Source organism: Fusicatenibacter sp., from assembly GCF_050872605.1.
Taxonomy (GTDB): Bacteria; Bacillota; Clostridia; order Lachnospirales; family Lachnospiraceae; genus Fusicatenibacter.
In genome coordinates this window covers 1-24,337 of record NZ_JBNMHD010000030.1, presented here as the reverse complement: position 1 = coordinate 24,337, position 24,337 = coordinate 1, and the positions used below count along the sequence as shown (strand labels likewise).

General features: G+C 48.0%; 19 protein-coding genes and 1 pseudogene. 12 read left to right on the top strand and 8 right to left on the bottom strand.

Features of this window, described 5'->3' with window-relative positions; genetic code table 11:
- Positions 1 to 259: 259 nt before the first annotated feature.
- Positions 260 to 1,105 carry a MerR family transcriptional regulator gene (locus ACY2VT_RS09880; protein ID WP_461879772.1) on the bottom strand — a complete coding sequence of 282 codons (846 nt, stop codon included), beginning with the start codon at positions 1,103 to 1,105 and terminating at the stop codon, positions 260 to 262.
- An 18-nt stretch (positions 1,106 to 1,123) separates the two neighbouring features.
- Positions 1,124 to 2,452: an MATE family efflux transporter gene (locus ACY2VT_RS09875; protein ID WP_461879771.1), complete on the bottom strand. Its 1,329-nt coding sequence runs from the start codon at positions 2,450 to 2,452 to the stop codon at positions 1,124 to 1,126.
- A gap of 163 nt (positions 2,453 to 2,615) precedes the next feature.
- Here ACY2VT_RS09875 and ACY2VT_RS09870 point away from each other — a divergent pair, with 163 nt between their 5' ends.
- The gene (locus tag ACY2VT_RS09870; RefSeq protein WP_461879770.1) at positions 2,616 to 3,377 is read left to right on the top strand and encodes a sulfite exporter TauE/SafE family protein; all 762 of its coding nucleotides are present in this window, start codon (positions 2,616 to 2,618) and stop codon (positions 3,375 to 3,377) included.
- Between the two features lie 90 nt (positions 3,378 to 3,467).
- On the opposite strand, the gene ACY2VT_RS09865 is transcribed toward ACY2VT_RS09870, so the two are convergent.
- Positions 3,468 to 4,211, bottom strand: a complete 744-nt coding sequence (locus ACY2VT_RS09865; RefSeq protein ID WP_461879769.1) for an SDR family NAD(P)-dependent oxidoreductase — start codon at positions 4,209 to 4,211, stop codon at positions 3,468 to 3,470.
- 270 nt (positions 4,212 to 4,481) lie between these two features.
- On the opposite strand from ACY2VT_RS09865, the gene ACY2VT_RS09860 reads away from it, so the two are divergent.
- Positions 4,482 to 5,510, top strand: a complete 1,029-nt coding sequence (locus tag ACY2VT_RS09860; RefSeq protein WP_461879768.1) for a MerR family transcriptional regulator — start codon at positions 4,482 to 4,484, stop codon at positions 5,508 to 5,510.
- 149 nt (positions 5,511 to 5,659) lie between these two features.
- On the opposite strand, the gene ACY2VT_RS09855 is transcribed toward ACY2VT_RS09860, so the two are convergent.
- A complete protein-coding gene (locus ACY2VT_RS09855; RefSeq protein ID WP_461879767.1) occupies positions 5,660 to 6,775 on the bottom strand; it encodes a LacI family DNA-binding transcriptional regulator in 1,116 nt (371 codons plus the stop codon).
- A 248-nt stretch (positions 6,776 to 7,023) separates the two neighbouring features.
- Between ACY2VT_RS09855 and ACY2VT_RS09850 the strand changes: the two genes are divergently transcribed.
- From ACY2VT_RS09850 to ACY2VT_RS09830, 5 genes are all read left to right on the top strand, one after another.
- The gene (locus tag ACY2VT_RS09850; RefSeq protein WP_461879766.1) at positions 7,024 to 9,771 is read left to right on the top strand and encodes an alpha-mannosidase; all 2,748 of its coding nucleotides are present in this window, start codon (positions 7,024 to 7,026) and stop codon (positions 9,769 to 9,771) included.
- Between the two features lie 166 nt (positions 9,772 to 9,937).
- On the top strand, positions 9,938 to 12,148 hold the full coding sequence (locus ACY2VT_RS09845) for a glycoside hydrolase family 36 protein (RefSeq protein WP_461879765.1): 2,211 nt from the start codon (positions 9,938 to 9,940) through the stop codon (positions 12,146 to 12,148).
- 125 nt (positions 12,149 to 12,273) lie between these two features.
- Positions 12,274 to 12,798 (top strand): spore maturation protein, encoded by a 525-nt coding sequence (locus ACY2VT_RS09840; RefSeq protein WP_461879764.1) that lies wholly within the window; start codon positions 12,274 to 12,276, stop codon positions 12,796 to 12,798.
- A gap of 135 nt (positions 12,799 to 12,933) precedes the next feature.
- Positions 12,934 to 13,866 (top strand): cysteine synthase A, encoded by a 933-nt coding sequence (cysK, locus tag ACY2VT_RS09835; RefSeq protein WP_055226189.1) that lies wholly within the window; start codon positions 12,934 to 12,936, stop codon positions 13,864 to 13,866.
- A 177-nt stretch (positions 13,867 to 14,043) separates the two neighbouring features.
- Positions 14,044 to 14,952 (top strand): LysR family transcriptional regulator, encoded by a 909-nt coding sequence (locus ACY2VT_RS09830; protein ID WP_461874819.1) that lies wholly within the window; start codon positions 14,044 to 14,046, stop codon positions 14,950 to 14,952.
- A gap of 33 nt (positions 14,953 to 14,985) precedes the next feature.
- On the opposite strand, the pseudogene ACY2VT_RS09825 reads toward ACY2VT_RS09830, so the two are convergent.
- Positions 14,986 to 15,063, bottom strand: a pseudogene (locus ACY2VT_RS09825) (DUF6783 domain-containing protein); the annotation flags it as partial.
- A gap of 373 nt (positions 15,064 to 15,436) precedes the next feature.
- Here ACY2VT_RS09825 and ACY2VT_RS09820 point away from each other — a divergent pair.
- Both ACY2VT_RS09820 and ACY2VT_RS09815 read left to right on the top strand, forming a co-directional pair.
- Positions 15,437 to 16,744 carry an O-acetylhomoserine aminocarboxypropyltransferase/cysteine synthase family protein gene (locus tag ACY2VT_RS09820; RefSeq protein ID WP_461879763.1) on the top strand — a complete coding sequence of 436 codons (1,308 nt, stop codon included), beginning with the start codon at positions 15,437 to 15,439 and terminating at the stop codon, positions 16,742 to 16,744.
- A 175-nt stretch (positions 16,745 to 16,919) separates the two neighbouring features.
- Positions 16,920 to 17,351 carry an RrF2 family transcriptional regulator gene (locus ACY2VT_RS09815; protein ID WP_461874818.1) on the top strand — a complete coding sequence of 144 codons (432 nt, stop codon included), beginning with the start codon at positions 16,920 to 16,922 and terminating at the stop codon, positions 17,349 to 17,351.
- A 77-nt stretch (positions 17,352 to 17,428) separates the two neighbouring features.
- On the opposite strand, the gene ACY2VT_RS09810 is transcribed toward ACY2VT_RS09815, so the two are convergent.
- Entirely contained in the window at positions 17,429 to 18,406 is a 978-nt protein-coding gene (locus tag ACY2VT_RS09810) for an Rpn family recombination-promoting nuclease/putative transposase (protein WP_461879762.1), read from the bottom strand.
- A gap of 286 nt (positions 18,407 to 18,692) precedes the next feature.
- Between ACY2VT_RS09810 and ACY2VT_RS09805 the strand changes: the two genes are divergently transcribed.
- Positions 18,693 to 19,319 (top strand): GntR family transcriptional regulator, encoded by a 627-nt coding sequence (locus tag ACY2VT_RS09805; RefSeq protein ID WP_119198009.1) that lies wholly within the window; start codon positions 18,693 to 18,695, stop codon positions 19,317 to 19,319.
- 98 nt (positions 19,320 to 19,417) lie between these two features.
- On the opposite strand, the gene ACY2VT_RS09800 is transcribed toward ACY2VT_RS09805, so the two are convergent.
- Together ACY2VT_RS09800 and ACY2VT_RS09795 are read right to left on the bottom strand one after the other, a co-directional pair.
- Positions 19,418 to 20,176 (bottom strand): response regulator transcription factor, encoded by a 759-nt coding sequence (locus tag ACY2VT_RS09800; protein ID WP_461879761.1) that lies wholly within the window; start codon positions 20,174 to 20,176, stop codon positions 19,418 to 19,420.
- An 84-nt stretch (positions 20,177 to 20,260) separates the two neighbouring features.
- Positions 20,261 to 22,009, bottom strand: a complete 1,749-nt coding sequence (locus ACY2VT_RS09795; RefSeq protein ID WP_461879760.1) for a sensor histidine kinase — start codon at positions 22,007 to 22,009, stop codon at positions 20,261 to 20,263.
- 320 nt (positions 22,010 to 22,329) lie between these two features.
- On the opposite strand from ACY2VT_RS09795, the gene ACY2VT_RS09790 reads away from it, so the two are divergent.
- A complete protein-coding gene (locus ACY2VT_RS09790) occupies positions 22,330 to 23,286 on the top strand; it encodes an ABC transporter permease (RefSeq protein ID WP_461879759.1) in 957 nt (318 codons plus the stop codon).
- Positions 23,287 to 23,297: 11 nt separating this feature from the next.
- Positions 23,298 to 24,188 (top strand): carbohydrate ABC transporter permease, encoded by an 891-nt coding sequence (locus ACY2VT_RS09785; protein WP_461879758.1) that lies wholly within the window; start codon positions 23,298 to 23,300, stop codon positions 24,186 to 24,188.
- The last annotated feature ends 149 nt before the right edge of the window (positions 24,189 to 24,337 follow it).

Sequence of the window (24,337 nt, the reverse complement as noted above, 5' to 3'; positions counted from 1 at the left end):
TCAAGCAAAATGTAAAAAAACCGCGGCGGCCCGATACGTGCAGGCGGCCGCGGATCGGACAGGAATCCGGCCCTCGAGATAGTGTGTGTACGGATTCCCCGGTGCCCGGAGTCTCCGTCTGTGTTGGTTATAGCATACCATATAAATGTTAAAAAGTCACCCCTTATTTTTAAACAAAATGTTCATAAAAAATCAGCAAAAGTGAACAAAAAGAAAACAGGGGATATCTGAAATCAAAACTTCAGATATTCCCCTGCAGCTATTTACACTGGCAGCGAGCAGAAGCCAGGACCGGAATCCGGATCTCTGTTACAAATTTTTCCGGATCGCTCGTCATTCCATTATCAATCAATGTGATTTCCTGCGAAAATCCAGCGGCTTCCCATTGATGCAGTGCCAGAAAATCGATCAGCTTCTGATAATACACCGGTGCCTCCTGATGGCTTCCGCGGAAGCGGATTATGGCATAAAGGGAAGAGGGAAGTGTCTCCACATGACCATAGTATTCGTCCTCTTCATCCAGAAGCAGAAACACAAGATCATACTGGGAAAAGCATTTCTGTTCCAGTTTTTCTTTTGGAATCCCGATGCCGACCTTGCCGAGAAAGACCAGCGCATCCGGCTGTTCCTCCTGCAGGCGGCGGATCGGAAATTCCAGGTCGAGATACGTTTTCGGCTGCAGGGAATCGCGGATGCGCACCATACGGAGCGGCGGCAGAGACACAAGAGAAATCTGATTGAGAATAGAATCTTTTGCATCCTCAATATGCTGGAGCCGGTGGTCAATTTTCCGTTCTATCAGTTCGAGTTCCCGTTTTTTCTGCTGGATCAGCGCTTTCTGGTGCCGCAGTTTCTCTTCAATTACTGGAATTTCCCGGTTCTGCATGTATTCTTTAATATCTGCAAGCGGCAGATCCAGCATCCGCAGATAACGGATCGTGTTGAGCACCTCAAACTGGCGTGTGCTGTAATAGCGGTAGCCGGTTTCCGGGTCGGTATATTCAGGGGCGAGAAGCCCTTCTTTTTCATAATGCCGCAGGATCCCAAGACTTAAGTGATACATGCGGGCAACTTCACCGATTTTAAAAAGCTGTTTGTCTGCCATGAAAAAACCTCCGCGATTTTACGATGCCTTCCGCTTCAGATACCGGAACACAAACAGGCAGATCACAACCGAAGTCAGCGAGCCGCACGCCGTTGCAATTCCCATCGGGAACAGGGTGTCCGGGAACCAGAGGGAGGTCAGGTAGACGCCCGGGATGCGGACGAGCACGATGGCGATGATGTTGTGCAGGAAGGAAAATTCCGACCGTCCGCAGGCGCAGAAGTAACCGCTGAAGGTAAAGTGGATTCCCGCAAAAATGCAGTCCCAGATATACCCGCGGATGTACTGTCCGCCGAGCCGTGCAACTTCAGAATCTGTTGTAAACAGGCTGACAACCGGAACGGAAATAAACTGCATGGTAACCGCGACAATCAGCCCGAATCCGACCGCGATCATGACAGCGCACCACATGGTCTGTTCTGCGCGCTTTTTCTTTCCGGCACCGATATTCTGCGCGCCGAGCGCTGAGACGGTCGAGAGCATTGAGGACGGTACAAGAAACAGAAAACTGATGATTTTTTCCACAATACCAACCGCCGCAGCCGCGGTCAGTCCGCGCCGGTTGGCGATGATGGTAATGACAATAAAGGCGATCTGGATAAATCCGTCCTGCAGTGCAATCGGAATACCGATTTTCAAGATCTGTCCCATGACCGGCGGCTGCGGCCGAAGATCGGATTTTGTGACCTTAATGCCGGTGTTCCGTTTCTGAATCGCGATCAATGCAAGAATCACGCTGATCGTCTGTGCCAGTGTCGTACCGAGCGCTGCACCGGCCGGGCCGAGCTGCAGTGCGCCGATAAATACATAGTCCAGGATAATATTGGCCGCGCAGGCAACAGCAATAAAATACATCGGACTTTTTGAATCCCCAAGTCCGCGGAAAATCGAGCTGATAATATTGTATGCGGTGATGAACGGAATGCCGATAAAGCAGATCGTCAGATAGGAAACCGTTCCGGCAGCAGCTTCGGATGGCGTGGACATCACGGAAACAATCGGCCGTACGAGGAGCAGCAGAACGACCATCAGAACAACTGCAACACCGAGAAACAGCGCAATTGTATTTCCTGTGAAACGGGATGCCTGCTTTCGATCCTTCGCGCCGACTGCCTGCCCAATGGTGACGGTCGTTCCCATCGCAAGTCCGACGATCATAACCGTGATCATGTGAATAACCTGACTGCCGATCGAAACGGCTGTCGTTCCCGCCGCCCCGTCAAACTGGCCGATGATGAAAAGATCCGCCATGCCGTAGAGCGTCTGCAGAAAATACGATAAAAGATAGGGCAGAGAGAAGTAAAAAATATTTTTCCACACACTGCCTGTGGTTAAATTACGTTCCATGAAAGGAAACCTCCTGTCGTAAAAATGTTACGGTTATAGTAAACCCTATAATAATTGGAGAGTCAAGAAAAGATTCGGAAAATACTGTTTGACAAAGCGGAAAAAGGGAACTAAACTGGATAAATCGAATCGTTATAAAAAAACAGAAAGACAGGAAGAAAATATGACCATTACACAATTGATTGTATGTATCGCAGCCGGCCTCGGCGCCGGTCTTGGAACAGGGCTCGCGGGACTCTCTGCGGCGGCAGTCGTCTCCCCGATGCTGATCACGTTCCTGCACGTGCCGGCGTACCAGGCGATCGGAATTGCGCTTGCGTCGGATGTCCTCGCCTCAGGTGTCAGCGCGTGGACGTATAAGAAAAACAAAAACATCGACATCTGCCACGGCCTGATTATGCTGGTTTCCGTGCTGATCTTCACACTGGTCGGCAGCTTCGTTTCCTCCCTCGTGCCGAACGGAACGATGGGCGGCTTTTCGAAGTGTATGACGCTGTTCGTCGGCCTGAAATTCATCATCCGCCCGATCATGACGACGAAGGAAGTGCAGGCGAATAAATCCGAGAAACAGAAAATCCAGCAGTCCATTCTCTGTGGTGTGATGATTGGTTTTATCTGCGGATTCGTCGGCGCAGGCGGCGGTATGATGCTGCTTCTGGTTTTGACCAGCGTCCTCGGATACGAACTGAAAACGGCAGTCGGAACGAGTGTCTTCATCATGACCTTCACCGCGCTGACCGGAGCCATTTCTCATTTCTACATCGGCGGAAAACCGGACATCCCTGTTATGATTGCATGTGTGATCAGCACGCTGGTTTTCGCACAGCTCGGCGCGAAATGGGCGAACAGCGCAAACGTAAAAATGCTGAACCGAGTAACCGGAATCGTGCTGTGTGCACTGGGATTGGTGATGCTGTTCTTTTAAAATTGAATAACCTGCGAGACGTAAAAAATCCTGTCCGGTTTTGCCGCGGACAGGATTTTTACGTTGAAGGGGATCCTATAATGTCTGATATCAGTTTCTCATAGCTCCATCCACAGAAAGAATTTCACCCGTGACATACGAAGCCATATCGCTTGCCAGGAAGAGGAAGGCGTTTGCGATATCCTCTGCCTCGCCGATCCGCCGGAGCGGAATGCGGTTGACGAGCGGCTCAATCATTTCTTTTGGAAGTGCCGCAACCATATCGGTTCTGGTGATGCCAGGGGCAACGGCGTTGACGCGGATGTGGAACGGTCCGAGCTCTCTTGCGAGTGACCAGGTGAGACCGTTGACTGCATATTTGCTGGACGGATAGGCAACACCGCTTGGCTGGCCGCAGATGCTGACCATGGAGCTGGTGTTCAGAATGCATCCGCCGCCCTGCTCTTTCATGATGGCAGCGACTGGAAGGATTCCATTCATCATGGCGTTCACGTTCAGGTCCATGACACTTGCAAAATGCTCTGCGCTGTATTTGTCGAGCGGTGTACTGTCGGAAACGCCGGCGTTGTTGACGAGAATGTCGATTCTTCCGTATTTTTCTTTGATTTCTGCCATTTCATCTGCCATGGCAGCCGCGTCAGTCAGCTTCGGCCATGCGCCGGAAACTTCCCAGTCCGGATTCTCTTCTTTTAAAGAAGCAATGGCTTTTGCAACGGTCTCTTCACGGGAGCCGAACAGGACAACTTTCGCGCCGTTCTGCAGAAATTTGTGGACAATGGCGTATCCGATTCCTCTGGTTCCGCCGGTAACAACTGCTATTTTATTCTGTAACATAAAAACCACCTCACAATAAATTTTCTTGTCTCTACTATAATTGATTCCGTTGGTGGACAGTCAATGCGGAATTTTTCAGAAATAAATAAAGTTATTTTCTCAAAAACAGACGATTTTTGGCGGTAAATCGAATTGCAGTGTGGATTTCTGTGCGGTAAATGGTTATAATAAAAGCAAAAAGTATACAGCAGGTGTACACTTTTAAAATGGTCAGTCAAAAAAAGCGGGGGAAATGGGTAAAAAAGAGAAGGGAAAACGAGGTGTAAATCCATGAGAATACAGGAAGTAATGGAAAAAACGGGTCTGTCCAGACGGACGATTCACTATTATATTGATCAGAAATTAATTATTCCCCCTGTGAACGGGAGCAATGGGTATCATGATTTTACGGAGCAGGATGTGCAGAAACTTTTTATCATCCGCAAGCTGCGGGAGGCAGGTCTTTCTCTTGCGGATATCCGCGCAATCCTGTGCAAGCCGCGGACAACGCCGTTCTATCTGCACAAGCAGCTGAATGAACTGCAGGCGCAGATACTCACGATCCAGAAGACGATCAGCGAAATGGACCGCCTGACCGGCCAGCTTCCGGTCTGCCAGTCGCTCGATCAGCTTGCGGGAATGCTGGAAGAAACGAATTTCCATCCGGATGCGTCATCACGTTTCCCGATCGAATCGCGCGATGCAAGATTGCTGGCGCAGTATCTCTGGATGGCATATCTGGACACGCCGGTCACAGAATATCAGCAGTTCCTGTGGCAGAAAATCACACAGCATACCATGGAGCATGCCGGCACAGACCTGAAAACAATGTCCCGCTATCTGCAGTTCATTTCCCCGGAGCAGATCGACGCGACGAATATCAATCAGTATCTGCGGAACCAGAAAATCATCGCACTCACCGAAGCGGACTACCCGGCGTTTGTGGAGGAACTGAAAACCTCCCTCCTCGCCTTCGCCTCCGACCCGGTACAGCAGGAAAAATGGCGCCTCCTCTACCAGCCCGTCATCCATCCGACGGCCCTTTTCTGCGTTTCCGTCAGCGGCTGGATGCGTGAATTCCACCCGGCCTACCGCCGATACTACGAAAACACGCACACCTGCTGCCGCCTTTTAAAAGATTTCATGGACAGCCCCGAAGGCGCCGCCCTGAACGCAACGCTGAACAAAGCTTTCAACGGAAACTGCGACGTCCGCACCGGCTACTACGGCGAACTGGAGGTGGCGGCAACGTTTCACAAAAGCATCTACGCACTCCTGTCTCCGGAGCAGATCCGGGAGTTTCTGGGTGGACTGGGATAAGATAAAAAAGTGTCTCTGACACTTTTTTATTTTCATGCAGCAGCGTGATTCCATTGTGTGCGGCCTCGTTTACCATCTGTTTCATGCGGAAAAAAGACAGGATTGCTATAATATCGGCGGCTCCGATCAGAGTCGTCGGGATATGCTGCTTACCGTAAGGACGACGGCCGTGGAACCAGTGTCACCGGGAGAATGATTTTTTCTGTCTCGGCGGCCGGATTTTCAAGCGCGGCGAGCAGAACCCGTCCGACCTCGCGTCCGATGCCGGCGAAGTCCTGGTGGATGGAGGTGATGCCGAGGCTCCGGCTGACGTTTGTGTCATCGAAGCCGCAGAGACAGAAATCTTCCGGGATGCGAAGGCCGATTGTGCGGCAGGCGAGGAAAATCAGCTCGGCGATGCGGTCGTTTTCGGCGATGATGGCGGTGATGCCGTCGCGGTGCATGGCGAGAAGCTGTTCCTGAAACGGGGTGCGTTCCGTGGAAAGCGCAGCGTCATCGGAGAGCTCCTGGCAGCAGGTGACGAGCTGCTGCGGGTTCGGCGCAATTCCGGCGGCTTTCATTTCATGCAGAAATCCGGCGAACCGGTCACGCACGGATGAAGTTTCAGAGAGCGGTGCCGCAGTGTAAAACGCGATGTTCCGGTGCCCCTGCTCGAGCAGGTGGCGTGCCGTCTGGCGTCCGCCGTCATAGTTGTCGCAGACAACATTGTTCAGATACGGGCAGTCCGTCTGTTTGTCGATGATGACAATCGGGCGGCCGGCGAACATGAAATCGTTCAGTTCTTCCAGGTGGATATTGTCGCGCTTTGGATAATAAACCAGTCCGGCGATGTTCTGCGACCGGAGCAGTTCCAGCGTTGCGCGTTCCTTCGGGGAGGAAGAGCCGGTGACGTGAATGCTTAAGAAATAGCCCTGCTCTGCCAGTACGGCACTCAGGGTTCCGATTGCCTCCGAAATATTTCCCTGCGTGGTGGCGAAGGGAACGAGAAGGGAGATCATCTTCGGCGCTTCTGCTGTATCATCGTCCGACGGGAAATTCCGCGAAACAAAACTTCCGACACCGCGTTTCCGGTACAGAATGCCCCGCTGTTCCAAATCTTCAATGGCGCGTTTGGCAGTGATGCGGCTCACCTCGTACTGTTCCGACAGCATTTTTTCTGTGCAGAACGCTTCGTCAAATGAAAAATCACCGGCGTGAATGCGTTCGAGCAGCGCTTCTTCGATCATTTCATATTTTGGTCTGTTTTTCGTGTTCTGTGAGTCCATAAAATTCCTCTATGATAAAAGTCTGTAAAAAAGGCATTTGTTATGTTTTCCTGTTACATTTGTTATTATAGCGTATGTGAAAAAACAAGTCAAACACAAACTTGATATATCAAAATAGAAAAATAGAGCAAAACTCTTGACAGAATACCGTCTGATTTCTATAATATGATATATCAAAATGAATATAGTAAATTTGACAGAACGAAACAAAAAACTTCTATAAAATAAGGAACGAAAGGAAACAGACAATGATGAAAACAACCGTACATATTATTTCCCATTCCCATTGGGACAGAGAGTGGTATCAGTCTTTTGAATCGCACCGTATGAAACTGATTGAGCTGGTGGACAACATTCTGGACAAGGCAGAGAACGATCCGGAGTTCGGCGGATTTTTCCTGGACGGCCAGGTCATCGCAATCGATGATTATCTGGAAATCCGCCCGGAGAAACGTGCGCAGGTGGAAAAATGCATCCGCGAGGGCAAGCTGCAGACCGGTCCGTGGTACATTCTGCAGGATGAGTTCCTGACAAGCGGCGAGGCGTGTGTCCGCAATCTTCAGGTCGGCATGCAGGAAGCAGAACAGTACGGTGCTGTCGGCAATGTCGGCTATTTCCCGGATGCGTTCGGCAATGCAGGCCAGATGCCGCAGGTATTAAAACAGGCCGGTATGGACGCGGTTGTTTTCGGACGCGGTGTAAAACCGATCGGACCGAACAACGAGGTGACCGGCGGACAGTATGAGTCTACGTATTCTGAGATGATGTGGGCATCCCCGGACGGAACGAAGCTGCCGGGCATTCTGTTTGCAAACTGGTATAATAACGGCGTGGAAATTCCGGTAGACGAGGCGGAAGCGAAGGTTTACTGGGACAAAAAGCTGGCAGATGCGAGAAAATTCGCAGCAACCCATCAGCTTCTGATGATGAACGGATGCGACCATCAGCCGCTGCAGAAGAATATCACCGAGGCGATCCGCGTGGCGAGAAAGCTGTATCCGGATGTCGAGTTTATTCATTCTGATTTTAAAACTTATGTAGAGGCAATGGAGAAAGAAATCTCCGAGAATTTCTCTACCGTTAAAGGCGAGCTGACAAGCCAGGAGACCGACGGAAGATGGACGCTGGCCAATACGGCATCTTCCTGGATCGGATTAAAAGTGGACAACCGCGCGGGTGAGACAGCGCTGGAGCGGAAAGCAGAGCCGGCAGCTGCGATGGCAGATGTTATGGGAAAGGCTTATCCGGAAGACCAGATGATCTACAGCTGGAAGAAGCTGATGCAGAATCATCCGCATGACAGCATCTGCGGCTGCAGCGTGGATGAGGTCAATGAGGAGATGAAGACCCGTTTTGCGAAGAGCAGACAGGTTGCGGATGCGATTTACGATGAGAGCGTGGAGTATCTGACGAACAAGGTGAACACGGCAGCGCTTCCGGGCGACGGTGAGAAGATTCCGTTCGTGGTATGGAATACATCGGGAACAGCGAAAACACAGGTGGTGGAGAAAGAAATTCACGTGTTCCGGGATTACAATCTGTTTGTGTGGGATGGCTATGAGGCAGCAGAACAGGTGGAGCTTCCGGCAATGGTGCTGCGCGATGCAGACGGAAATGAAGTTCCGGCGAAAATTGCGGATGCGGGGATTGCATTCGGATACGATCTGCCGGACGACCGGTTCCGTCAGCCGTACATGGCGAAGAAGGTACAGGTGACGTTTGAGGCAGAAGTTCCGGCTCTTGGATACCGTACGTATTATCTGGAAACCGCAGAACAGCTACAAAACGTGGACGTAGTTTCCGGTGACGCGAATGTGCTTGAAAATGATGCAATGAAGGTTGTTGTGAACGAGGATGGTTCTTACAGCCTTCTGGACAAGAAGACGGGCAGAACATATGAGAACCTGGGTTGCTATGAAGACACCGGGGATATGGGAAATGAGTATATTTATATTCAGGATACCGGAAAACAGGTGATTTCCACGAAGGGCAGAAAGGCGGAGGTTTCCTGCGTGGAGCGAAATGCGTTCCGTACAGTGGTTGAAATCCGCCACAAAATGATGGTTCCGTCCGGCATGGGTGAAGAGCTGCAGCGGCAGCGCGAGATGTGTATTGATCCGTATACGCGGGTGGCAAACCGCTCTTTGGAGCTGGTTGAAATGAATGTGAAAACGGTTCTTACGCTGGAAAAATCGGCAAAAGGGCTGCGGGTGGCTACCACCATCTGCAATCAGGCGAAGGATCACCGGGTTCGTGTGATTCTTCCGACGGGGCTGCATACATCGATGCATATGGCGGATTCTGCGTTTGAGGTGGTTCGGAGAAATAACCGTCATAACGATACCTGGACGAACCCATGCGGATGTGAGAGACAGCAGTGTTTTGCGGCGATGGAGGACGAAAAGGGCGGTCTTCTGGTTGCCAACCGCGGTTTGTATGAGTATGAGATTCTGGAAGAGCAGGAGAATGCAATTGCGGTGACGCTGCTTCGCTGTGTTGCGGAGATGGGTGACTGGGGATACTTCCCGACACCGAAGGCACAGCAGCCTGGAACCTTCTGTCTGGAGTTTGAGGTTGTGCCATATGCGGCGGAGGAGACCGGCGCTGCATTTGAAGAAGGGTATGCGTTCCAGCAGGATTTGACGGTGGCGCAGGCCGGACTGGAGAGAGCATTTCTTCGGAAGCCGGGTCAGGTGAAACCGGAACTGATAGAAGGTAAACTTCCGTTAGAGATGAGTTTTCTTGCATTTGAAGGCAATGGTATTCATATGACTGCATTTAAGAAAGGTCAGAAGAAGGACGATCTGTTTGTGCGGTTCGTGAATCATATGGAGCAGGGAGAAATCCTTTCTTTTAAGAAAGAAGATTGGATGAAAGAGGTTTATCGCAGCAATGTCATCGAAGAGAAGGAGGATGTGCTGACACCGGATGCGGACGGTATTTATCATGTGTCGCTGAGGGAGTTTGAGATTGCTACGTTTGGTATCGTGAAATAAGTGGGCGCTCGAACGCCCTGTGACCGGAATCACGGACGGATGGGCGGATTGGCATGCGATCGTTGCAAAAAACGGGGAAAAAGCAAGAATAAGGTGGACTTTAGGAAAGACAAGTTATATGCTTTTGGTATAAGTAAAAAATGATTTTTTACAGGAGGGCTTTTACATGAAGAAATGGACAGACCGAATGGAAACTCCGATTCAGGCGGAGCTGATCTGTTATGATGTGAATGGAATTCACATTGTGTTTGGGGTGACAAAAGAGAAGGCGTTAAAGCTGTTTCATTTTTCAAGTGCACCGTTTGATGCAGAAAATCTCTGCCGGAAGCCGGATAACTGGTGGCCGATGGAGGGAATGAGGGAGGCTCAGATCGAGGAGAGCTTCCAGCTGGTACAGGTGAATTTTTCCGGTTATAACCGGCCGTATGAAAAGCACGGAAATAAGTATATTGTGACGGCGCCGGGCTTTATGCTGAAATTTGATTCGATTTCGGAAGAAAGAAACGAAGATGGCGATCTGCTTCGCATTGTACAGAAGGATGATGTGACGGGAGCAAAGGTGGAGTCGGTCATGCAGTTTTATGACGGCCTTCCGGTTGCAAGAATGTACAATACCGTGACGAATGAGGGCAGTGAGAACCAGACACTGGAATATATCTCAAGCTTCAGCTACTGGGGCATCGAAAAAGAGCAGAAAGAGGGCATTCCGGAGTTTATCAGCTCAGATGATAAGATGTCGATGATAGTGGTTCACAATGGCTGGCAGAAGGAGCTGACGGTGAAAAAATACCGCTTTGCAGATCTTGGCATGGCGCAGACGCAGCCGCACAACTATCAGAGAACATCGAAGACGATGGAGATTACAAATACGGGTAACTGGTCGGCGAAGGAATATATTCCGATGGGATATATTGGGAACAGCGCAGCAGATGCGAGCTTGTTTTTCGAGATCGATCACAGCGGTTCCTGGCATTATGAAATTGGAGATCAGAACTGCCACTTTTACCTGGCTGTGAGCGGCCCGACGGAAATCCAGTCGCACTGGTCGAAAAACCTGAAGCCGGGAGACAGCTTTACAACCGTGCCGGTGGCTGTCGGTGTCGGTCATGATGATTTTGAGGAGGCAATCGGTACCTTAACGAAGTACCGTAGACGAATTCGCCGTCCGAATAAGGACAATGAGAACCTGCCGGTTATTTTCAACGATTACATGAACTGTCTGTTTGGAGATCCGACGACAGAAAAAGAATTTCCGTTGGTGGATGCTGCCGAAAAAGCCGGATGTGAATACTTTGTCATTGATGCCGGCTGGTATGCGGACGGCAACTGGTGGGACAGTGTCGGCGAGTGGCAGGAGAGCAGAAAACGTTTCCCGAACGGCGTTCGTGAAGTGACAGATTATATCCGTTCCAAGGGTATGATTCCGGGTGTATGGCTGGAGCTTGAGGTTATGGGTATTAACTGTAAAAAGGCTTCTATTCTGCCGGATGAGTGTTTCTTCCTGCGTCATGGAAAACGTGTGTATGACAGAAGCCGTTATCAGCTTGATTTCCGTCATCCGCTGGTCGTTGAGCATGTAACGGAAGTGATCGACCGCGTGGTCAGAGATTATGGTGTCGGCTATATTAAGATGGATTACAATATCGAACCTGGTATCGGTACGGAAGTAGATGCAGACAGCTTTGGAGATGGTCTCTTAGAGCATGAGAGAGCATATCTGGCATGGCTGGATGGCATTTACAGAAAATACCCGGATCTCGTGATCGAGAACTGCTCAAGCGGCGGTCTTCGGATGGATTATGCGATGCTGGCAAGAAACAGTATTCAGTCCACCAGTGATCAGGAGGATTACCGCAACTACGCGACGATTTCGGCGAATGCGGCGATTGGTGTAACGCCGGAGCAGGCTGCGATCTGGTCGTACCCATTGCGGGATGGTACCGAAGAGGAAGTTATTTTCAACATGGTCAACGCGCTTCTGCTTCGCATTCACCAGAGCGGTCATCTGGCAGAAATTTCGCCGGAGCGGTTTGCACTGGTAAAAGAGGGAATCGACTGTTACAAAGAGATCCGCAGCGGAATCAAGGATGGTGTTCCATTCTGGCCAATGGGATGGGCGGACAATGAGGACAAGCATCTTGCAGCCGGAATCCGGGTACCCGGAGATGTGATTTACTTTGGTGTATGGAGACGCGGCGGAGAGACGGATTTTGAAGTTCCGCTTGATCGTGCCTTTCCGGGAAAAGAGCTGGAAGTAAGCTGTATTTATCCGAAAGCGTGCGGAGATGTATTCCATTACGATGATTACAGCAAAAAACTGAAGGTCCATTTTCCGGAGACGTATATGGCGCGGCTGTTTCAGATTAAAGTGAAATAAAGTAACGATTCAGAGCCCCATTTCGCATGGCGCTGAATCGTTACGAAATAAAAACATAAATCCCCACCCACGGAATAAGTTGTATGGAGTGTATCTTCAGCAATATTTTCCGGGGAGGGGATTTTTTGCGTATTCTTACGGTACTTTCAGATCTCATGGTTCCCCTGCTGATCTTTTATGTGGTCGGATTGGGACTTTTGATGAAGCAGGATGTGTTTGGAGATTTTTTGAACGGGGCAAAGGATGGCATGCGGACTGTGATCGGGATTGTGCCGACGCTGATCGGGCTGATGGCGGCGGTCGGAGTTTTGCGGTCATCGGGATTTCTGGAGGATTTTGGAAAACTGCTCGGAACTGTGCTGGAACCGACGGGAATCCCATCTGCGTTGGTTCCGCTCGGTGTTGTGCGTCTGTTTTCCAACAGCGCGGCGGTGAGCCTTTTGCTGGATCTTTACAAGGAGGCGGGCTGCGACTCCTTTGCCGGACGGGCAGCTTCCATTATCATGTCGTGTACCGAGACCGTTTTCTATACGATGACGGTTTATTTTGGTGCGGTTCGGATCAAGAAAACGCGGTATACTCTGGCGGGTGCCTTGTTTTCTTCTCTTGTTGGAATGACAGTCGGTGTTTTGCTTGCACGGTTGATCTGACCATCTTTTCTGATCATACCAGTGAAATGTGTTGACATTTCGAAACGATTGGAATAAGATGGAAACAACTTAAAACATACAAAGTCAATAGGAAATAAGGAAATAAAAAAGTGCAGAATCAGGAGGAAATGAACGATGGCAAAGGTATATGACAGCATTTTAGATCTTGTAGGAAAAACTCCGCTGGTGGAGCTGAAACGAATTGAAGAAAAAGAAGGACTGCAGGCGAAACTGATCGCAAAAGTAGAATCCTTCAATCCGGCAGGAAGCGTCAAAGACCGTATCGCAAAAGCGATGATCGAGGATGCTGAGGCAAAAGGTCTCTTAAAAGAAGGTTCCGTTATCATTGAGCCGACTTCCGGAAACACCGGAATCGGACTGGCAGCGGCAGCAACGGTAAAGGGCTATCGTATGATCCTTACGATGCCGGAAACCATGAGCGTAGAGCGCCGCAACATTGTAAAGGCATACGGCGCAGAGGTTGTTCTGACGGACGGAACAAAGGGTATGAAGGGTGCGATCGAGAAAGCCGATGAGCTTGCAAAAGAGATCCCGAACAGCTTCATCGCAGGCCAGTTCGTGAACCCGGCAAACCCGGCAACCCACAAAAAGACAACAGGTCCGGAGATCTGGGAAGATACCGACGGAGAGGTTGACATCTTCGTTGCAGGTGTCGGCACCGGCGGAACGATCACCGGAACGGGTGAGTATTTAAAAGAGAAAAAACCGGAAGTAAAAATTGTAGCAGTAGAGCCGGCATCCTCACCGGTACTGTCTGAGGGTGTTTCCGGACCGCATAAAATCCAGGGAATCGGCGCAGGTTTCGTGCCGGAGACTCTGAACACCAGCATTTACGATGAAATCATCAAGGTAGAAAATGAGGATGCTTTCGAGACCGGAAAATATCTGGCAGCCGAGGAAGCCATTCTTGCAGGAATTTCCTCCGGCGCAGCGCTGTATGCGGCAATTCAGCTCGCAAAACGAGAGGAAAATAAAGGAAAAACGATCGTTGTGCTCTTACCGGATAACGGAGACAGATACTATTCTACAGCTCTGTTTGCCAAATAAAGGGGAACAGACTCAGGTTAAAAAATTATGATGGTAACGATTCAGAGCGCCATCTTCGCATGGCTTTGAACGGTTACAAATGATAGATATCAGCAAACACTGCCATCCGCGGCATTTTCTCTCCACCGCGAATGGCAGTTTCGCATATCAATTTATACCAGAAAGGGAACTTTACTTATGACACTACAACAGCTTCGCTACGTAATTCAGGCCGCAGACTCCAGATCCATGAATGAGGCGGCAAAGGCACTCTATATTTCACAGCCGAGTCTCTCAGGAGCAATCAAGGAGCTGGAAAAAGAGATTGGAATAGAGCTGTTCAAGCGCAGCAGCCATGGAACGGTACTGACCCCGGAGGGCGAGGAGTTTCTGGGTTATGCACGCCAGGTCACAGACCAGTATCAGCTTCTCGAAAACCGCTATATTTACCGCACCAGGGGAAAGAAAAAATTCAGCGTGTCGATGCAGCATTACAGCTTTGCCGTAAAGGCGTTTGTGGAGCTGGTGAAGCAGTTTGGTATGGATGAGTACGAGTTTGCGGTTTATGAGACGAGAACGTACGATGTGCTGATGGATGTAAAGAACTTCAAGAGTGAGCTTGGGATCTTGTATCGGAATGATTTTAATGCGAAGGTGCTGAACAAGCTGCTGAAGGACAATAACCTTGAGTTCCACGATCTGTTTTCCTGTGGAACGTACGTCTATCTCTGGAAGGATCATCCGCTTGCAGATCAGGCAGAGATTACAATGGAGGAGCTGAAAGAGTATCCGTGCCTGTCATTTGACCAGGGAAGCAATAATTCGTTCTTCCTGGCAGAGGAAGTACTTTCAACGTATGAATATAAGAGAATCATTAAGGCAAATGACCGCGCGACCATGCTGAATCTGATGGTCGGACTGAATGGCTATACGCTCTGCTCCGGCATTATCTGTGAGGAATTAAACGGCAGTGATTACCGCGCTGTGCCGCTTCATGCAGAGGAGAACATGATGATCGGTTATGTTTCCAGGAAGGGTATGTCGATCAGTGCGCTGGGACAGCAGTATCTGGAAGAAATTCGGAAATACAGGGAGTTTGTGCTGTAAAAAGAGAGAAACAAGAAAACTTTGACCTCCGGAGTGTGTCTGAAAAAGGCTTTTCGCAAGCTGCGAGTCCCAGCTTGTGGGAGATGAATTGCGTTCGTTATCTTGTTTTATGCCGCTTGATTGGATATAGGAATTTTAAAAGAAATGATATTGGCGATAAAGAGATGTTATAGGAAAAACCTATAACCAGCCATCAATTTTCTATATTGGACAAAACAGAAGACTGTCGCTATAATAACCCTTGTAAACAGATAGGAAATATCACAAAAACGAGAGGAAGCGAAGAGAATGAGAGCAGTTTTCGCAGAGAATCGAATCGTGATCTATGATGTCATGTGTTGCAGCGTAAGCAGATAAAACCGAAAGAAAACGGAGCCGCATTGCAGCATGGACAGAACAGGATGACAACCGGTTCCGATAAAGAATAGAAAATCGAACATGAAAAGAAATAAAAAAACGAAAAACAGAACAGGAGAATACAATCATGAGCAAAAAAACAAGAGCAGAAAGAAATCTTAAATTTGAAACCTTACAGCTTCACGTAGGACAGGAAAATCCGGATCCGGCAACAGGAGCAAGAGCAGTGCCGATCTATCAGACCTCTTCTTTCGTATTCAATAACTCCGATCACGCGGCAGCGAGATTCGGACTTCAGGATGCAGGAAACATCTACGGTCGTCTGACGAACCCGACCGAGGACGTTTTCGAGCAGAGAATGGCAGCACTGGAGGGCGGCGTTGCAGCACTTGCAGTAGCTTCCGGAGCAGCAGCTATCAACTACACCATCATCAACCTGGCTCAGAAGGGCGATCACATCGTATCCGCAAAGAACATCTACGGCGGTTCCTACAACCTGCTGGCACACACCCTTCCGCAGTACGGCATCAGCACCACATTTGTTGATGTATTCGATCTGGATGAGGTTCGCGCAGCCGTTCAGGAGAACACAAAAGCCATCTACATCGAGACCCTCGGAAACCCGAACTCTGATGTTGTCGATATCGAAGCACTTGCAAAAATTGCACATGAGAACAAGATTCCGCTGGTTGTTGATAATACCTTCGCAACTCCATACCTCGTTCGTCCGATCGAGTACGGCGCAGACATCGTTGTTCATTCCGCAACTAAATTCATCGGCGGTCATGGAACTACCCTTGGCGGTGTGATCGTAGACAGCGGTAAATTCGACTGGGAGGGATCCGGCAAATTCGCATCTCTGACTGAGCCAAACCCGAGCTACCACGGCATCAGCTTCACAAAAGCAGTTGGACCTGCTGCATTCGTTACAAAAGTACGTGCGATCCTTCTTCGTGATACCGGAGCTACGCTTTCTCCGTTTAACTCCTTCCTGCTTCTGCAGGGACTTGAGACTCTGTCTCTCCGTGTAGAACGTCATGTTGAGAATGCACTGAAGGTTGTAAAATATCTGGAGAGCCAGCCACAGGTTGAAAAAGTACATCATCCGTCTGTATCCGAAGATCCAGAGCAGCAGGCACTGTACGCAAAATACTTCCCGAACGGCGGCGGTTCTATCTTCACCTTTGAAATCAAAGGCGATGCACAGAAAGCAAAAGACTTCATCGACAATCTGGAGCTGTTCTCCCTGCTGGCTAACGTTGCTGATGTAAAATCTCTGGTGATCCATCCGGCAACCACCACACACAGCCAGTGCACCGAGGAAGAACTGCTGGATCAGGGAATCAAACCAAACACCATCCGTCTTTCCATTGGTACCGAAAATGTTGACGATATCATCGAGGATCTGGATGAGGCATTTAAGGCAGTTCAGTAAGAAGTAAGAAACAGGTTATAGTAAAATAAAACGTACGCCTCTGGCACAAGATTTCGTGTCAGAGGCGTATTTTTTGCTTTACAGAAAACTTCGTTGAAATTTCCTATTTCCTATTGATTATGTAGAGAATGTGGGATACAATAAGTCATAGGATAAAGATTCGGAGGAAATGTGAATGAGAGTTTCAACAAGAGGACGATACGCGCTGCGTTTAATGCTGGATCTGGCGATGAACAATACCGGAGAGCCGGTGCGCCTGAAGGATGTGGCAAAGCGGCAGGAAATTTCCGAGAAGTATCTTGAGCAGATCATCTCGATTTTAAATAAGGCAGGTTTTGTAAAAAGCGTCCGTGGCCCTGCAGGTGGCTACTCCCTGAAGCGGAAACCGGAAGAATACACCGTAGGCATGATCCTGCGCCTGACAGAAGGCAGCCTCGCTCCGGTTGACTGTGTCGAAGACGGCACCGACTGTGGCCGTTCCGACCAGTGCGTCACGGTCATGCTGTGGCAGAAACTGAACGATGCAATTAACGGTGTAGTGGACAATATCACACTGGCAGACCTCGTGGAATGGCAGATGCAGAAGGCGAATGAATATGTGATCTGAGATTCAGAGTAAAAGAGAAGGATGTATTGCGGTAATGATTAATAATATTACTGCAGTACATCCTTTTTTTGAGTGGTTTACATTTTTTTCATTGCGGCTTCAAATGCACTTTCTGTCATATTCGCCCGAAAAGCTGCATCCTTTATGCTCAGAACTCCATCGCGAACAAGCCCGGTAAGTGCAAACAGAATACCTTCCGCTTTTCCTTTCGCACGTCCTTCGGCGATTCCTTCGGCGCGTCCTTCCTCTCTGCTGTCCTGCATCATGTCATCAATTGCTTTACACATGTCTACTTCCTCCACTTCTTCTGAAAGATCTAAGGTTATGTTTGTGATTGCCTGAATTACTCTGGCGGCGTTTATTTCTAACATCATTCTTGTATTATTTCGGATAAAGGAAGACAGTTTTTCTTTATCCTTTGAATACTTAATACAGCCGAGCACTTCCCGCAGACTGGTGGAAAATTTTTCGAGTTCGTCTGGTTCAAGCGCTGGCGGATCGATGAGATGAATTTTGTAGTCCTGAATGAATGTCCGCATTTCTTCCAGCGGAAAATCCATCATTTCATGCAGGGAAGTAGCGCCATCCCATGGATCCGCTCCAAAATGAAGCACAAGAGTGATGACTGGCCGGAGTTTGTCTGCTTTGTAGAAGCCGGACAGAAATTCTGCGCGTGTCGGTGCTTTCTTTTCTTTTACATTTTGTGCTGCAATTGCTGCAACCTGATTTCCATATTGCAGAGCATCATAAATCATATTTCGGACAGGCATTGCATAATGTATCTCCGTCTGGTTTTCGATTCCAAGCAGAAGATAATCCGCATTCTCATCCTCCATAATAACAGCAGCCTTTAAAATGTCCCGGTATTTCTGAACGGACTCATTTTTGTTGTTTTTCTCTTTTGCGATCAGCTGCACCAGTTCCGTTGTGTCAAGTTCCTGCAGCCGTTCCGGCTGAATCACCTTTTTTCCATTGAAAATCAGGTAATTAAAAGCGTCCGCAAACACAGTGTTTTCACGCATGAATGCTTTTGTAACAGTGTCTTTCTTACTCATTTGTTCCTTACCTTGTCCTTTCCGCTTATCCACTCTTCCGGGAATTTTTAAGGTAAGAATCCTTCTGAAACCTATTCGACTTTGTTCTAATACTATATCATATTTGTATTATGTTTGCCACAATGTCTTTCTGAATTTTTTCTAAAAAAGGTCTTTGGAAAGCAAAGGCTGGGAAAACGCGGGATCTGCCATTTACAAGTGAAAAAAATTTTGTTATGATAAAAAACAGCGCCGGGAGCACATTTCTGCGGCGCCGAGAATATGAAAAAGTGAGGAGTTTTTCCGGATGAAGAAACAGCAGGAAAGTCTCAAAAACATGGTATACCAGGCCATTTTGAACGGCATTTTTACCGATGAATATAAACCGAACCAGATTATCAATGAGCAGGAGCTTGTGCAGAAATTCGGCTGCAGCAAGACGCCGATCCGTGAAGCGCTGGTAACGCTCTGCAACGAGGGAATTCTCCGCAGCTTCCCGCGCTTCGGCTATCAGGTCGTCAGCGTATCCCGCGAGGAGGCACAGAATATCCTGGATTTCCGTCTCGTTCTTGAGGGCGGATACCTTCGCCAGTCGATCGGAAACATCACCGAAGAAAACCTGGCGGAGCTCGCCGAAATCGACGAGAGATGCAAGCAGAGCACCGACAGCGTCTGGGATCACTGGGAGGCAAACACAGCATTCCATCTGAAGCTGATTTCCTTCTCCGGCAACGCTTACGCATATCAGGAGCTTGAACGCACCATGAACGTTTTAAAACGCGCTTACGCCCAGTTTTACTGGCAGACCTGGTCCAACGTAAACCCGGCATTGGACATTGCGCATCATAACGATATTATGCAGAGCATCCGGGAGAAAGATCTGGAGAAGACGCAGAATTATCTGAAAGAGGATCTGGCGGATTTTTGCGGGTAAGAAATGAAACAGAGTGCATGGGAACGAAAAATCCCAATACACTCTGTTTTTTTTTTGCGCGCTGGAGACCTTTTTCAGGCACGCTCCAGTGCTCGTGATTATCCATGAAAATGCCTCTCCCGATACTGCTGCGGTGTCACCCCGCTGCTTTTCTTGAACTGCCGGTAAAAGTAGGAAACGTTTGCGATTCCGATCTGGTCACAGATTTGCTGGGGCGAGAAGCCGGTAGTGGCAAGCAGGCGTTTTGCAGCTGCCATACGTTCATCCGTGATGTAGCTGCTGAGCGATGCTCCTGCCTTCGTGCTGAAAATGTGGGACAGGTAGTCCGGGTTCATGTGGATTTCCTCGGCGATGGAGGTGCGGCCCAGTTCAGGATCGGAAAGATGCGAACGAATATAGTCCTTGATGACGCTGATCGGGTCTGAGGTGTCGGTGGAGAGGTGCTCTTCCATATTCAGCCGCTCCTTTTCATACCACGCATTTTTCTTCACCTCCTGTACAGCCGCCGCCAGCTTTTCCGTGAGCTGGTCCGGGTCGATTGGCTTTAACAGGTAGGAGAAAATATGTAAATTCAGCGCTTCCTGCGCATAATCAAACCGCTGGTGGCCGGTCAGAACGAGTACGATGGGATGAAAATTGTTCTCATGCAGCCATTCCACTAACTGCAGACCGGTTTCGCGCGGCATTTCGATGTCAGTCAAAAGAATATCAATATCCTGGGAACCCTCAAAAATTTGTTTTGCCTGGCTGGCGCTGTAGGCAGGAAACGCCTGCTCAATCCCGAGTGCCGACCAGTCTGTCGTCTCGATAATATTTTTCACGATATAATATTCATCATCCACTACTAAAATGTTCATTGTAAAAGCCCTGTTCCTTTCTTCTGTTTCGCATGGATCTGAATTGTTACAAAAGGCTAGCGAAAAGCTTTTTTCAAACAAGCTTTAGCTCTCGTTTCTTTTTCCGGGGACCGGAGGTATGTCGGAGGCAGGTGAAAAAATAGGTTCCGATTTTTCAATTTTGCTCTCCGGCGGATCGTCATCCTCACGGTATGGAATATATGGAATCGTGATTTCTGATTTCGCGCCCCATCCGGGTTCATTGGAAAAATGCACATGGGCTTTTTCTCCATAAACAAGATAAAGGCGTTTGAGCAGATTGTAGGTTCCGATTTTTTTTCCATCAAAGTCGTGAACCTGTTGCGAAACCGGCCGGTTCAGGTATTCCAGATCCTCTTCAGAATAACCGCTTCCGGAGTCGAGATGAATGAGAACCACATATTTTTCACCATTGCGTTCCACGAGACTGACGGTGATCCGGACACGGAGCTCTTCGCCCATGATCATGTTGTACTTGATGGTGTTTTCTGTAAACATCAGCAGAATAATCGGAAAAACAGAAGCATTTCTGCATTCTTCTGCTACATCAATTTCCCACTTCAGACATTCCGGGAACCGGAGCGCCGTCAGTTTCAGATAATTCTCCACATATTTCAGTTCCTCGCTTAAAGGAACTGCAGTCTTATCCTGCAGTGTGTAGCGGATATGATCCGACAGCGCGCGAATAAATTCATTTGTGAGCCGCCGTCCCTCTTCCGTGAACGGCATCGAGCCGATTGCAGAGAGACAGTTGATCAGAAAGTGCGGCGCAACCTGGGATTTCAGATACTGGATTTCCAGTGCCTTCAGGTTTAGTTTATCCTCATAAACATTGATTTTTAACTTTTCAATCCGGTTCATCAGTTTATTCAGCGTCTCACCGAGTTCCAGAACCTCCTCGCACCGCTCATTGGAGAGATCCGGGTGCGGCACCTGCTGTTCCTCCTTGACCTGCGATGCCATTTTCCGGATCAGAGAGAGAGGCTTTGAGATCAGGTGTTCATAGGAAAAAGTCCATAAAAGGGAAACCACGAAAATCAGCAGAGCACCTCCGATCAGAAGCTTGATCATATTGAAAATAGGAGTATTGACTTCTTCAAAAGGGATCAGTGCATTGATGGAGCAGGAGGAAAGAGGAAACTCTTCTGCGACCTGCAGATACCGCTTTCCGTCCTCTCTGCGGATCTGATGAAGCTTTTTGCTGGAAAAATCGGTAGACAGCTGGACACTGGACCAGTTTTTTTCTCCATAGGGAATTCCGTTCTCATCCGCAAAAAGCAGAACCGTATTGGTATTATCAAAAGGAATGCTCAGATCATCCAGTCGGATCCAGGCCCCAAGATAGCCATGAAGGTCATTGATAATCCGAACCAGATACGTGTGACGGTCCAGTTTCATATAATACCAGGTTTTTGTATTAAGACCTGCGGCATCCCTGGAATGCCGCAGCGTGTTTTTAATGTAGGTACTGCAGTCGTTGGAGCCGCCGTTTTTATAGCGGCAGACAAAATAGTCATTTGTTTTTCCGTAAATGAACATGCCGTCAATATCTGTCATGTAACTTAAGGTATTGTCTAAAAGCCTGGAAGCTTTAATCTGGGAAATCACTGCGTTTGGGCTGTTTTTGGAAGTGATCGTATCGACAACATCGGTATTGTTATTTGCAAATTCCCAGAGACAGTCTTCGGCGGTTTTCATATTTCCATTTAATTGTTTTGCATAGAGATCCATCGTCTGGTACAACCCGTTGTAAGTTTCCTGCTGAAGCTGTTTGGAGATATACAGAATTAAAAACAGGAGTAAAATACTGAACATTACTAAAATACGTATCCAGTACCAGAATGCTCTCTTTTTCAACGAATATGTCCCGTGTTTGTGCATGATTTTGTTAAAAAATTTGCAATCGCACGGTTTAATTTGTTGTCTTGACGAAAACAAGGATGCCACCTCCGTTATTTTGTACAAAATAGATACCATTTCTAAGAAAAGTGCAATGATACATAAGTTTTGTGAATTGCTAAAAAGTTTATTGAAATTATATAATAACAACAGTTGATAGTCAAAGCAATTTTGTTCGAACATGCTTGCAACGACAAAGAAAACGAGAAAACAAAGAGGAAACGAGGAGGAAAAACATGGCATCTTTAAAAAAATCCCATGCATCATCCGGGAGCAGCCACAGCAAAGCAGCAAAATTCAAACGATACCTTCCGCTGTATCTGATGTTCCTTCCAGGCGCGATCTATCTGCTCATTAACAATTATATTCCGATGGCAGGCATTATCGTAGCATTCAAGAAGTACAATGCCCGTCTGGGAATCTGGAAAAGCCCGTTCTGCGGACTGGCGAACTTTGAATTTCTGTTTGCATCATCGGATGCATGGACCATTACAAGAAATACATTACTTTACAATCTGGCGTTTATTGTTCTGAACACAGTAGTCGGAATTATTTTTGCAATCTTTATCTGTGATACATTCAATAAAAAATTAAAGAAGATTTATCAGAGTGCAATCCTGTTCCCATATCTGATGTCAGCTGTTATCCTTGGCTACATTGTATATGCATTTTTAAGTCAGAGTACAGGTATTGTAAATAATTCGATTTTAAGCGCACTTGGAAAAGATACTGTGAACTGGTATGCAGAACCGAAATACTGGCCGTTTATCCTGATTTTTGTAAATACCTGGAAGGGTGTAGGGTATGGATGTCTGATCTACATATCTACCATCAACGGCATTGACCCGTCTCTGTACGAGGCAGCTTCTCTGGATGGAGCAACCAAATGGCAGCAGATCAAAAACATTACGCTTCCATTCCTGAAACCAACCGTAATTACCCTGACACTGATGAGTGTCGGCCGTATCTTCTATTCCGATTTCGGTCTGTTCTATCAGGTACCGCGTGATTCGGGACTTCTGTACTCGGCAACCAATGTTATTGATACCTACGTATACCGTGGCCTGATGAAATCCGGAAATGTCGGAATGTCTGCAGCAGCCGGCTTCTATCAGTCCATCATCGGATTTATTATTGTCCTTACCGCAAACGGAATCGTACGTAAAGTCAGCAAAGAAAACGCAATGTTCTAAGGAGATCACGTATGAAAGAAAAACCATTTTCCAAATATCAGATTTTAGCAAACGTTGTCATGATTATCTGGACGCTTGCCATTATCTTACCGTTTATTCTGTTATTTATGTCTTCTATTACAGATGAAAACACACTGGTAGCGAATGGATACTCCTTCTTTCCGAAGAAGTTCTCCCTCGCGTCCTATTCCTACATCATCAAATCCGGAGGTCAGATTTTGAAGGCCTATGGAGTAAGTATTGGTGTTACGGTAGTTGGAACCCTGCTGAATGTCCTTTTGTCTGCTCTGATGGCTTATCCACTGTCGGTGAAAAATCTTCCGGGCAGAAATGTGATGATGTTCTTCGTATTCTTTACCATGCTGTTCAACGGTGGTATCGTTCCATCTTACATCATGTGGACAGGAACTTTCCATATCAAAGATACGATTTTTGCACAGCTGCTTCCAAACTTCCTGCTTTCTGCATGGAACGTTATGATGATTCGTACTTATTTTACCACAAGCATTCCGGATGGATTATACGAGGCGGCAGAGATTGACGGTGCAAGCCAGTTTACCATCTTCTGGAAAATCGTACTTCCGCTTGGAAAACCGATCCTGGTAACAATGGGCACCTTTGCAGGCCTTGCTTACTGGAATGACTGGACCAATGGTCTGTACTATATCGTTAAGAATACAGGTCTGTATAATGTACAGAACCTTCTGAACCAGATGGTACAGAATATTCAGTTCCTGACACAGAGCTCCAACTCGAACGTGACAGCAGCTGCATCGACCATTCCGGCAACGGGAATCCAGATGGCAATCGCATTTGTAGCAATTCTGCCAATTATGCTGATTTTCCCATCTTTCCAGAAATATTATGCAAAAGGTATCGCTCTTGGCGCAGTCAAAGGTTGATACAGATAGAACAGAGATTTCGCTTTTAGAAAATAATATCCCCGTTTTGCCGAGAGCGCATCCAGCAGAATGGGGAATTCCCTTATTGAAAGAAAAATCACTGTTTTTTCTGGATAAACAACCAAAAAGGACACCTTTTATTGTATAAT